Raw genomic sequence first — 205 nt, 5'->3', positions numbered from 1 at the left:
CGGGGTCGAGGATTGTGGGTGGGATCCAGTGGACGATGTCGTCGGTGATGGTGATGTCCCAGTCGCTGTGGTGGACCAGGCGGTGGTGGCGTTCGCAGGTGGAGGTGAGGTCGTCGAGGTTGGTGGGGCCGCCCTCGGACCACGGGCGGATGTGGTGGGGGGTGGTCCATTTTGGGCCGCGGTCGCAGCCGGGGAAGGTGCAGCC

General features: G+C 68.3%; 1 protein-coding gene. It reads right to left on the bottom strand.

The annotated features are described in order from the left end of the window. Positions 1-205: HNH endonuclease signature motif containing protein (locus tag OO71_RS49810; RefSeq protein WP_162186203.1), on the bottom strand; the 205-nt coding region annotated here is incomplete at both ends.

This window comes from Amycolatopsis jejuensis, assembly GCF_000717335.1.
Classification (GTDB): domain Bacteria; phylum Actinomycetota; class Actinomycetes; order Mycobacteriales; family Pseudonocardiaceae; genus Amycolatopsis; species Amycolatopsis jejuensis.
This window is presented reverse-complemented; position numbering and strand designations above follow the sequence as displayed.